The sequence below is a fragment of the Vagococcus sp. genome (genome assembly GCF_036639995.1).
Classification (GTDB): Bacteria; Bacillota; Bacilli; order Lactobacillales; family Vagococcaceae; genus Vagococcus.
On sequence record NZ_JAVWHO010000060.1, the window covers coordinates 1 to 10,715 of the forward strand.

Annotated in this window: 12 protein-coding genes; all 12 read left to right on the top strand. The window is 33.5% G+C overall.

The features are described 5' to 3' along the window. Window positions 1-171 precede the first annotated feature (171 nt). Window positions 172-2,667, top strand: a complete 2,496-nt coding sequence (locus RR554_RS11190) for a vitamin B12-dependent ribonucleotide reductase (protein ID WP_332468043.1) — start codon at window positions 172-174, stop codon at window positions 2,665-2,667. A 44-nt stretch (window positions 2,668-2,711) separates the two neighbouring features. Then, window positions 2,712-2,969 carry a DUF1146 family protein gene (locus RR554_RS11195; protein WP_332462515.1) on the top strand — a complete coding sequence of 86 codons (258 nt, stop codon included), beginning with the start codon at window positions 2,712-2,714 and terminating at the stop codon, window positions 2,967-2,969. A gap of 105 nt (window positions 2,970-3,074) precedes the next feature. Then, window positions 3,075-4,379: a UDP-N-acetylglucosamine 1-carboxyvinyltransferase gene (murA, locus tag RR554_RS11200; RefSeq protein ID WP_332468044.1), complete on the top strand. Its 1,305-nt coding sequence runs from the start codon at window positions 3,075-3,077 to the stop codon at window positions 4,377-4,379. A 26-nt stretch (window positions 4,380-4,405) separates the two neighbouring features. Next, a complete protein-coding gene (locus RR554_RS11205; RefSeq protein WP_332462513.1) occupies window positions 4,406-4,585 on the top strand; it encodes a DNA-directed RNA polymerase subunit beta in 180 nt (59 codons plus the stop codon). Window positions 4,586-4,690: 105 nt separating this feature from the next. Continuing rightward, the gene (yidD, locus tag RR554_RS11210; protein WP_332462512.1) at window positions 4,691-4,972 is read left to right on the top strand and encodes a membrane protein insertion efficiency factor YidD; all 282 of its coding nucleotides are present in this window, start codon (window positions 4,691-4,693) and stop codon (window positions 4,970-4,972) included. Window positions 4,973-5,098: 126 nt separating this feature from the next. After that, entirely contained in the window at window positions 5,099-6,271 is a 1,173-nt protein-coding gene (locus RR554_RS11215) for an ABC transporter substrate-binding protein (protein ID WP_332468045.1), read from the top strand. 35 nt (window positions 6,272-6,306) lie between these two features. Beyond that, window positions 6,307-7,182, top strand: a complete 876-nt coding sequence (locus RR554_RS11220) for a branched-chain amino acid ABC transporter permease (RefSeq protein ID WP_332462510.1) — start codon at window positions 6,307-6,309, stop codon at window positions 7,180-7,182. A 9-nt stretch (window positions 7,183-7,191) separates the two neighbouring features. Further along, complete coding sequence (locus RR554_RS11225) at window positions 7,192-8,160, top strand: branched-chain amino acid ABC transporter permease (protein ID WP_332468046.1); 969 nt, start codon at window positions 7,192-7,194, stop codon at window positions 8,158-8,160. Further along, the gene (locus RR554_RS11230; protein WP_332462508.1) at window positions 8,138-8,914 is read left to right on the top strand and encodes an ABC transporter ATP-binding protein; all 777 of its coding nucleotides are present in this window, start codon (window positions 8,138-8,140) and stop codon (window positions 8,912-8,914) included. Before RR554_RS11225 ends, RR554_RS11230 begins: the two co-directional genes overlap by 23 nt. Then, window positions 8,914-9,618, top strand: a complete 705-nt coding sequence (locus RR554_RS11235; protein ID WP_332468047.1) for an ABC transporter ATP-binding protein — start codon at window positions 8,914-8,916, stop codon at window positions 9,616-9,618. Before RR554_RS11230 ends, RR554_RS11235 begins: the two co-directional genes overlap by 1 nt. Before the next feature lie 3 nt (window positions 9,619-9,621). After that, window positions 9,622-10,272, top strand: coding sequence for a CBS and ACT domain-containing protein (locus RR554_RS11240; protein ID WP_332462506.1), 651 nt, complete (start codon window positions 9,622-9,624; stop codon window positions 10,270-10,272). Window positions 10,273-10,363: 91 nt separating this feature from the next. After that, a complete protein-coding gene (locus RR554_RS11245) occupies window positions 10,364-10,594 on the top strand; it encodes a DUF2969 domain-containing protein (protein ID WP_332462505.1) in 231 nt (76 codons plus the stop codon). Window positions 10,595-10,715: the final 121 nt, after the last annotated feature.

The following is a 10,715-nucleotide window of genomic DNA, read 5'->3' on the forward strand; positions in this document are numbered from 1 at the left end:
TTAGAAAACTGGTTCATATTTTGAACCAGTTTTTTTGTGTTGTTTATAAAAAAACTACTACAACAAAATACTTTAAAAATCAAGACTATTTATTTCTATATATAGTGTTATAATAATGAAAGGTTACTATATATAGTGTTTTTTATAATAGGATTGGGAGATGAATGATTAATGCAACAAATTAATATAGATAGGTTAAATCAAGACATTTTAAATTTTGAGGAAGTTTTTCCGATAACAAAAGAAATGACCATTGAATTTGAAGGGATTTCTAGACTTGTTATGTTAGATAGATACGCTTATAAAGATATTTACAATGCGTCATTAAAGGCAGGAGACTTAGTTGTTTTAACGGTCAAAGATGACCCTGATTATCCAGCAAGGGGACTAGGAATTGTCAAAACAATTCATCAACAAGACTTAATTATTGAGGTTGAAAAGAGTTACCGAAACCAATTGTCTGATTTGAATGAACAAAAAACAGGATTAGTTAAAAGAAGAAAAGAAGAAATTGAAAAACCTCTTGAAATTTTTTATGAACAAATTGCCAAAAGAGTCGCAAAAGGAATGGCAGATCAAGAAGAACAATCAAAATATTCATTCTTTTTTGATAAATTTTATCAACAATTAGCTTCACAACAATTAATACCGGCTGGACGAGTTCTTTACGGTGCGGGTACAAATTCCAATGTTACTTATTTTAATTGTTTTGTAATGCCTTTTATTCATGATTCCAGAGATGGATTAGCTAAACATCGTCAAGAAGTTATGGAAATCATGAGTCGCGGTGGAGGTGTTGGTACCAATGGTTCAACGTTAAGACCACGCTCAGCAATCGTTCATGGTGTTAACGGTAAATCATCAGGTGCTGTTTCTTGGTTAAATGATCTTGCAAACTTAACTCATTTGGTTGAACAGGGTGGAAGTAGACGCGGGGCGCAGATGATTATGTTAGCTGACTGGCATCCAGATGTCTTTGAATTTGTTATTTCTAAAATTCAAAATGAAACTGTTCTTCGCTATTTAATTAGATCAACAAAAAGTTCATTTGTAAAAAAATTAGCAGAAGAAAAATTAGAGTTTACACCAATCACAGAAAGTGAAAAAGAAGCACTAGAATGTTTAGTAACAGAAGGTAAGAAAAATAAGTTATCACATAATGATTATCTTAAGACAGTTGAGCAAAAACTTTTAGATGGTGGAACATATAGCGTAAAAGAAAAAGAATTTTTGACAGGGGCTAATATTTCGATTTGTTTGACCAAAGAATTTATGCACGCTGTTGAAAATGACTTAGACTATGAGTTGAAATTTCCTGACATTGAAAACTATTCAGCAGATGAAATGAATGATTACGATAAAAACTGGGTAGAAATGGGTGATGTCAGAAAGTGGGAAGAAACTGGACGTAAAGTTAAAACTTATCGCCGTATTAAAGCGTCAGAATTGTGGGAATTAATCACCTTTTGTGCCACTTATTCAGCCGAACCAGGAATTTTCTTTATTGATAATGCTAATGAAATGACTAATGCAGCAGCCTATGGTCAAAGTGTAGTTGCTACTAATCCGTGTGGTGAGCAACCGTTAACTCCTTATGCAGTTTGTAATTTAGCAGCGATTAACTTAGCTAAAATGGTTAATAAGGAAAGAAAAGAAGTTGATACAAAAAAACTAATAGAAGCAGTTCAGACCAGTGTTCGTTTTCAAGATAATGTCATTGACGCAACACCTTATTTTTTAGAGCCAAATAAATTACAAGCAAAAAGTGAACGTCGAATTGGTTTAGGTGTGATGGGACTTGCTGATATGTTAATTTATTGCGAAAAAGCTTATGGATCAATTGAAGGAAACATATTAATTGAAACTGTTTTTGAGACTATCGCAGTAACAGCCTATGAAACTTCTATAGAACTTGCTAAAGAAAAAGGAAGTTTCCCTTATTTAGTTGGTCAAACTGATAATGAGACAAAGTTGTTAAGAGAAAAGTTTATTAAGACTGGTTTCATGCAAAAGATGCCAAAACATGTTCATGAGGGAATATTAAAGTATGGTATTCGTAATTCTCACTTATTAACGGTGGCTCCAACAGGGTCGACTGGGACTATGGCAGGAGTGTCAACTGGCTTAGAACCTTACTTTTCATTTTCTTATTTCAGAAGTGGGCGATTAGGAAAATTTATTGAAGTAAAAGCAGACATTGTCGAAGAGTATTTGAAAGAAAATCCTAATGATGCAACTGATACCTTGCCATCACAGTTTGTTTCTGCTATGGACTTATCACCAGAGGAGCATGTTAGTGTTCAGTGTACTATTCAAAAGTGGGTGGATAGTTCAATTTCTAAAACAGTCAATGCGCCAAAAGGTTATTCGGTGAAACAAGTAGCTAAAATCTATGAAGATTTATATAAAGGTGGCGCTAAGGGTGGTACAGTTTATGTTGACGGTAGTAGAGATACTCAGGTATTAACATTAAGTGCAGAAGAGAATGAACTATCTGATCTGATGCTCTTTGAAGTAGAACAAGAAGAGAAGCCTTTAGTCATTGATATTAAATCCAGCGAATTATCTGATAATATCTGTCCCTTCTGTCATGAAGGAACAATAGAAGAAATTGGTGGTTGCAGTACCTGTACACATTGTAAAATTCAATTAAAATGTGGTTTATAATCCCTTTACCTTTTGTCTTTTTCTCGTTAAAATGAGGGTTAAAGATGAAAGGTGGTTTTTATAAATTGTACGGTATAGATGCGATTGTCAGGATTTTTAGTCATTTTGCTTTTATCTACTTAACTTTTTGGGCATTGCAGTCGTTAAGGGTAGAAAATTTATTTAAAAAAGGGCAACAATATTATAAACAAATCCGTTTAATATATGTGCTATTTTCAATTTTTATTGGTTACACTGTCAGTAACTTTTTTATGGAAGTGATGTTTTTAACTCGCGATTTATTCCAAGGATTTCTTTCTTAAAACCCTTATTTTTTGAAATCAGTAATAAAAAATACCATTTTGTATGAGTGCGTGGTATAATGATTGAGATTTGAAATTAATTCCAGAAATTTTGGAGGGAGAATTATGGAGTATATTGAAGTTCGCAGCGGAAAGAAGCTGTTAGGACAAGTTAAAATTGAGGGGGCAAAGAACGCTGTTTTGCCAATTTTAGCTGGTGCCTTGCTTGCCGATAAAGGGGAAACAACGATTACGAATGCACCAATCCTTTCAGATGTTTTTATGATGAATAATGTCATCAAACATTTGAATACTGATATTGAGTTTAACCAAGAAAAAAACACTATTAAAATTAACGCAACACGAGAATTAGAAATTGAAGCGCCATTTGAGTATGTTAGTCAAATGAGAGCATCAATTGTAGTAATGGGACCACTTTTAGCAAGAACAGGACATGCTAAGGTAGCTATGCCTGGTGGATGTGCTATTGGTAAACGTCCAATCGACCTACATCTTAAAGGATTTCAAGCCTTAGGTGCTACGATTACCCAAACAAATGGGTATATTGAAGCTAAAGCTGATGAATTAAAAGGCGCAAGAATTTATCTTGATTTTCCTAGTGTAGGCGCAACTCAAAATATCATGATGGCTGCTGTTAAAGCTACAGGAACAACGGTTATCGAAAATGTAGCAAGAGAACCAGAAATTGTTGACTTGGCTATCTATTTAAATAAAATGGGCGCTAAAATAACAGGAGCTGGTACTGAAACAATTCGTATTGAAGGTGTATCATCTCTAACAGGAATTGAACACTCAGTTGTTCAAGACCGGATTGAAGCAGGAACATTTATGGTTGCAGCAGCAATTACAGGTGGAAATGTATTGATTAAAGAAGGAATCACGGAACATAATCGTCCGTTAATTTCTAAATTAATTGAAATGGGTGTACGTGTTACAGAAGAAGCAGAAGGTATCCGTGTTATCGGGCCAGACGTTTTACTTCCAACTGACATCACAACACTACCTCATCCAGGATTTCCAACTGATATGCAAGCACAAATGAGTGTTTTAATGACATTAGCAAGTGGTTCAAGCGTTTTATCTGAAACTGTGTTTGAAAACAGATTCCAACACCTTGAAGAAATGAAACGTATGGGCGCTAAATTTAAGGTATCAGGCAATGTTGCATATATTGATGGCGTTTTAGGCCTTCAAGGAACAGAAGTTTCAGCAACCGATCTAAGAGCTGCAGCAGCATTAATTATTGCTGGTATGGTAGCTGATGGTGTAACGAAAGTTCATCATTTAGAATATCTAGATCGTGGTTATTATCATTTCCATAAAAAATTACAAGCTCTAGGAGCCAATGTCGAACGAATTAATGATGAAAAAATCGTATCGAATAAAACTAAAGAAGTTATCACTAACTAATTAATTTATTCAGTAAGGAGAAGCCAATGGGATCAGTGACTAAACATGTGCTTATGCAATTAATAATCATATTATTAGCTATCATTGTTTTAGCAGTTCTTTTTTTCGTCGGCATCTTTATCGGTTATGTCATTTTAGGTAAAGGACAAAGTTCAGATGCTTTCAATCCCGATACTTGGAATCACATTTTAGACTTCATTAATTAAATCGGCTAATTTGTGTTGTAAATTAAGGACTTTTCATGTGAAATACAAGGTTGACCATTTTGGGTCAACCTTATTTTAATATTCAAGAAGGTGACTAGAGTTAATATGTTAAAAAAAATATTTATTGCACCTGTTCGTTTCTATCAAAAATTTATTTCACCTTTATTTCCTAGAAGTTGCCGTTATCATCCAACTTGCTCTCAATATATGATTGACGCGATCAATTATCATGGAGCTTTAAAAGGATTTGTTATGGGAACTAGCCGTATCTTAAGGTGTCATCCTTTTGTAAAGGGTGGAATTGACTACGTGCCACCTAAATTTACATTAAGAAAAAATCCTGATGAAACATACAGAGGACCCTATAAAAAATATAAAAACAGCTAACTGCTGTTTTTTTTATTTGTTTGAATTGTCAGAAAATTCTGTTGACACAAGATTAGAAAATGATTATAATTGGAGACATCTTATTAACAAATGTTAATTAATTTGAAGAAGTAGAGGAGAGTTGTCATGAAAAAAAAAGCCTTAGTGTTTATTGCCAGTTTATTTTTATTAACGGCGTGCGGTATACCTGGTGGAGGAAATCCATCTCAACTAAAAAAAAATAAACAGAATGCTGAAACAGTAAAAATAGGATTAAATTTAGAATTATCAGGAGCAGTCGCAGCTTACGGAAATCAGGAAAAAGATGGAGTTATGTTAGCTGTTGAAGAAATTAACCAAAAGGGTGGTATTAATGGAAAAAAAGTTGAATTAGTGATTAAAGACAATAAGTCTGATACTGCTGAGTCAGCTGCGGTTGCCGCTAATTTAACAACAAAGGAAGAAGTTGTGGCAATTATTGGTCCAGCAACATCTGGAGCAAGTAAGGCAGAAATTCCAAATGTGACAAAAAGTAAAGTTCCTGCAATTACACCTTCTGGAACAGATGATACTATTACTGTTTTAAATGATAAGATTCAAGAATTTATGTTTCGAGCATGCTTTCAAGATTCATTCCAAGGTGTTATTTTAGCTAATTATGCAACAAAAAATCTAAATGCTAAAAAAGCAGTAGTCATTGGTGATGTTTCAAGTGATTATGCTAAAGGTTTAACAGCATCATTTAAAAATACTTTTGAAGGTGACATTGTTGCTGATGAGAAGTTCAATCAAAAGGATAAAGATTTCAAAGCGATTTTGACAAAGATTAAAGATAAAGAGTTTGATTTTATTTACTTACCTGGTTATTACGAGGAAGCTGGACTAATCATTAAACAAGCAAGAGAAATGGGCATTAAACAACCAATTTTAGGAGCAGATGGTTTTTCTGATGAAAAATTGGTAGGTATTGCTGGTGAGAAAAATATGGATGAAATTTATTATACTGCTCATTTTTCTGAAAAAGCACCAGGTTCAGACCGAGTAGGTCATTTTATTAAAGCATTTAAAGAAAAATACAAGAAAACACCAAGTTCATTTAATGCGTTAGCTTATGATTCAATGTATATGATTGCAGAATCAATGGAAAAAGTTGGAGAAATTGACAGTGAAAAGTTAGCTAAAGAGTTATCTGAATTAAAAAACTTTGACGGAGTAACAGGGAAGATGAGCATGGATAAAAATCATAATCCTAAAAAACCAGCTGTTGTTATTGGAATAAAGAATGGAAAAGAAGCTTCAGCAGATGTGGTTAATCCATAAAAGGATACGAGTAAAATAAAGGAGGTATGTTGCAAATGGATGTTTTTCAACAGTTAATTAACGGTTTATCCTTAGGCAGTATTTACGCTTTGTTAGCATTAGGGTATACCATGGTTTACGGCATAATAAAATTAATCAATTTCGCTCATGGTGAAGTTTATATGATAGGGGCTTTTGTTGGTTATTTTGTTACGAATCAATTTAAGTTGGGGTTAGTTCCAACGCTATTAATCGCTATGACGATTTGTTCAATCTTAGGCGTTTTGATTGAGTATTTAGCGTATCGACCTCTAAGAAAGTCAACACGAATTGCGGCATTAATTACAGCAATTGGTGTATCATTCTTAATTCAATCATTGATGATTTACTTTGTGGGAGCTGATACAAGACCTTTTCCACAAATGATTGAAAATAAAAACTATGATTTAGGTATTTTTGTTATTAGTAATATTCAATTACTAATTTTAACAACGTCCATCACTCTCATGATTTTATTGCAATTTATTGTTAAATATACAAAAATGGGAAAGGCTATGAGAGCCGTTAGTGTTGACGCAGACGCTGCTCAATTAATGGGTATTAATGTTAATCATACTATTTCATTCACTTTTGCGATTGGTTCTTCTCTAGCTGCAGCAGGAGGCGTTTTAATTGGATTATATTATAACAGCATTGATCCAATGATGGGCGTTGCCCCAGGCTTAAAAGCATTTATTGCAGCTGTATTTGGTGGAATAGGTATTATTCCAGGAGCTGCATTAGGAGGCTTTGTAATAGGAATAATTGAAACCTTTGTTAGTGCCCTAGGATTTACAGCCTATCGTGATGCTGTTGTTTATGCCATTTTAATTATTGTTTTACTTGTTAGACCAGCTGGTTTACTTGGTAAAAATGTGAAAGAGAAAGTGTAGGTGAATGAGATGAAAGAAAATTTAAAGAATAATGTGTCATGGCTTCTTTTCATGGTGATTACTTTTGGCATATTGGCTGGTGGTTATTCAATTGGTCTCATGTCGCCTGTTGTTGAAACGACATTAGTGATGATTGGCATAAATGTTATTTTAGCTGTTGGTTTAAACTTAGTTATTGGTGTTTCAGGTCAATTTTCCTTAGGTCATGCAGGTTTTATGGCTATTGGAGCCTATGCTACAGCTATTTTTTCTCTAAAAAATCCTACATTTACTGGTTTTTTAACCGGCTTACTTGTAGGCGCATTGTTATCTGGGATTGTAGCTCTTCTTGTTGGTATTCCAACACTAAGATTAACAGGAGATTATTTAGCAATTGCTACATTAGGCGTATCTGAAATTATTAGAACACTGATTATGAATTTTGATAGTGTGACAAACGGTCCAGCCGGCTTATTTGGTATCACACCTTTTGTTAACTGGGGTATGGTTTACGTTGTTGTCTGTGTAACCACTTTAATTACGACTAATTTTATTAAAAGTCCAGCTGGTAGAGCAACATTGGCTGTTCGGGAAAATGAAATCGCAGCAGAGTCAATGGGGGTAAACACGACTAAATATAAAGTGATTGCTTTTGTAATTGGTGCAATGACAGCAGCTATTGCTGGTGGACTATATACAAGTTATATTCAAACGATTGTGCCACAGAATTTTGATTTTATGAAGTCAATTGATATTTTAATTATTGTTGTATTTGGTGGTGTTGGAAGTATCACAGGAACATTTATAGCCGCCATTGCTTTAGGATTTCTAAATATGTTTTTACAAGATGCTGGATCCATTCGAATGATTATTTATGCTGTGGCATTAGTTGGTGTTATGATTTTTAAACCAACAGGATTATTAGGAACAAAAGAATTATCATTTAAGAAATTTTTCAGTAAAGGAGGTCATGTCAATGTCACTTCTAAAAGTAAATAATTTAACTAAAAATTTTGGAGGACTAGCAGCTGTTTCCAATGTTAATCTAACACTGGAGACTAATGAACTTGTTGGATTAATTGGCCCTAATGGTGCGGGGAAAACCACACTATTTAACTTATTGACTGGTGTGTATGAGTCAAGTGAGGGAGATGTTATTTTAACGACCTCTAATAAAGAAGAACGATTAAACGGTATGAAACCATATGTTATTGCTAATAAAGGGTTAGGTCGTACCTTTCAAAATATACGTCTCTTTAAAGAGTTGTCAGTGCTAGACAATGTTTTGATTGCGATGACTGGAAAACAGGAAGTAGGAGTTTTAACTAGCATTTTAAGATTACCTACATTTTATAAAGCTGAGAAACAAATGAAGGAAAAAGCACAACAACTTTTATCTATTTTTGATTTATTAGATAAAGAATCAAGTAAGGCAAAAAATTTATCATATGGCGAGCAAAGAAGATTGGAAATTGTTAGGGCGCTTGCAACAGAACCTAAAATTCTTTTTTTAGATGAACCAGCTGCTGGGATGAATCCACAAGAAACAGCTGAACTAACAGAATTAATAAAGAAAATTCAAAAAGAATTTGACCTAACTATTTTGTTAATTGAACATGATATGTCACTTGTTATGGAAGTTTGCGAAAGAATTTATGTCCTTGAGTATGGGCAGTTAATTGCTGAAGGAAATCCAGAAGAAATAAAAAATAATGAACGTGTTATTAAAGCGTACTTAGGTGGTGATATATAATGTTAAAAGTTGAAAATTTATCCGTTCATTATGGAATGATTCAAGCGGTGAAAGAGATTAATTTTGAAGTAAAAGAAGGAGAAATTGTCAGTTTAATTGGAGCAAATGGTGCAGGAAAAACAACTATTTTAAGAACGATTTCAGGTTTAGTTCGACCAAGTCAAGGAACGATTACATTTCAAGGTCAACAAATAGAAAAAGAATCTTCCCCTAAAATAGTTAGTAGTGGACTAGTTCAAGTACCAGAAGGACGGCATATTTTCACAGGAATGACAGTTATGGAAAATTTAGAATTAGGCGCATTTTTATATAAAAATAAAAAAGAAAGTGCTGATATCTTAGAAGTCATTTTTGAGAGATTTCCCATTTTAGCTGATAGGAAAAATCAAGATGCTTCAACTCTTTCAGGCGGAGAACAACAAATGCTTGCAATGGGTAGAGCGTTATTATCACGTCCTAAATTGCTATTGCTAGATGAGCCGTCAATGGGGCTGGCACCCATTTTTATTAAAGAAATCTTTTCAATAATAGAAGAAATCAATCGTCAAGGAACAACTGTTTTACTTATTGAGCAAAATGCTAAAATGGCGTTAAGCATTGCAGATCGTGGTTATGTTTTAGAAACTGGAAAAGTTGTTTTAGAAGGAACAGGAAGCGAGCTACTTAAAAGTTCAGATATTCAAAAAGCGTATTTAGGAGGATAAACAATGTTAGTAAAAGATTACATGTCTCAAAAATTAGTTTTGACCAAAAAAGATACTAAAATATTTGATGCCATTGAGTTAATGAAACAACACGATATTCATCGGTTACCAGTGGTTGAAAATAAACGGTTAGTTGGTTTAATAACAGAAGGTACGATTCAAGAGGCAATGCCGTCAAAGGCAACGAGTTTGAGTGTTTATGAAATTAACTACTTACTAAATAAGACGACAGTTGAAGATGTTATGATAAAAAGTGTTGCGACTATTAAAGAAGAGTGTTTATTAGAAGATGCTATTTTTCAAATGAGAAAAGAACAGGTCAATGTGTTACCCGTTTTAAATAATTTGAATGAATTAGTAGGAATTATTACGAACAATGACATATTTGATGCTTTCTTAAAAATTACAGGATACAGGGAACCTGGAACGAGAGTGTCAATCAAAATTGCTGAAGATCAAGAAGGAGTTCTAGCCAATCTAACCCAAATTTTTGCAGAAAACCATTTGAATATTGTCCAAATTGTTGTTTATCGCAACAAAGAAATTCCGGTGGTTGTACTTCAAACAACCTCTGAAAATAGTGAAGCAATCAAAGAACTTATTGAAAACGAAGGTTATGAGGTGTTATCTTCTATTCAAACACTACAAAGATAAAAGGTTTCTTATTCTATTTTTCCTCTCTGACTTAACAAATATCTAAAAATATGATATTCTCAATAAGTTGAGATATGAGAGGTGAAATAAAATGAAAAAAAATAAACCTGTTGAAGTTGAAATTAAAGAAACAGAAATTAAAAAAGACGACAATATGATGACATGCCATCAATTATTTATTGGAAAGAAAATGATTGGCGAAGTATTGGAAGTTGATAATGCGAAGTTTGAAGTTAGAGCTGATGATAGTTTTGTAAGTATTGCTAAAACAATGGATCAAGGCTATGAAGAAGTTTTAAGAAATTGGAATTTACATAATTAAAAAAAGGGCTTGCTTTTTTTTGATAAATTATGTATTATTATGAAGTCGGGTTTTTACACGACTAGTTGGAGGGGTAGCGAAGTGGCTAAACGCGGCGGACTGTAAATCCGCTCCTTAGGGT

Bases quoted from the DNA above. Each gene is read 5' to 3' on its own strand.
- RR554_RS11190 (WP_332468043.1), top strand. From the start codon at position 172: ATGCAACAAATTAATATAGATAGGTTAAATCAAGACATTTTAAATTTT.
- RR554_RS11195 (WP_332462515.1), top strand. From the start codon at position 2,712: ATGAAAGGTGGTTTTTATAAATTGTACGGTATAGATGCGATTGTCAGG.
- murA (WP_332468044.1), top strand. From the start codon at position 3,075: ATGGAGTATATTGAAGTTCGCAGCGGAAAGAAGCTGTTAGGACAAGTT.
- RR554_RS11205 (WP_332462513.1), top strand. From the start codon at position 4,406: ATGGGATCAGTGACTAAACATGTGCTTATGCAATTAATAATCATATTA.
- yidD (WP_332462512.1), top strand. From the start codon at position 4,691: ATGTTAAAAAAAATATTTATTGCACCTGTTCGTTTCTATCAAAAATTT.
- RR554_RS11215 (WP_332468045.1), top strand. From the start codon at position 5,099: ATGAAAAAAAAAGCCTTAGTGTTTATTGCCAGTTTATTTTTATTAACG.
- RR554_RS11220 (WP_332462510.1), top strand. From the start codon at position 6,307: ATGGATGTTTTTCAACAGTTAATTAACGGTTTATCCTTAGGCAGTATT.
- RR554_RS11225 (WP_332468046.1), top strand. From the start codon at position 7,192: ATGAAAGAAAATTTAAAGAATAATGTGTCATGGCTTCTTTTCATGGTG.
- RR554_RS11230 (WP_332462508.1), top strand. From the start codon at position 8,138: ATGTCACTTCTAAAAGTAAATAATTTAACTAAAAATTTTGGAGGACTA.
- RR554_RS11235 (WP_332468047.1), top strand. From the start codon at position 8,914: ATGTTAAAAGTTGAAAATTTATCCGTTCATTATGGAATGATTCAAGCG.
- RR554_RS11240 (WP_332462506.1), top strand. From the start codon at position 9,622: ATGTTAGTAAAAGATTACATGTCTCAAAAATTAGTTTTGACCAAAAAA.
- RR554_RS11245 (WP_332462505.1), top strand. From the start codon at position 10,364: ATGAAAAAAAATAAACCTGTTGAAGTTGAAATTAAAGAAACAGAAATT.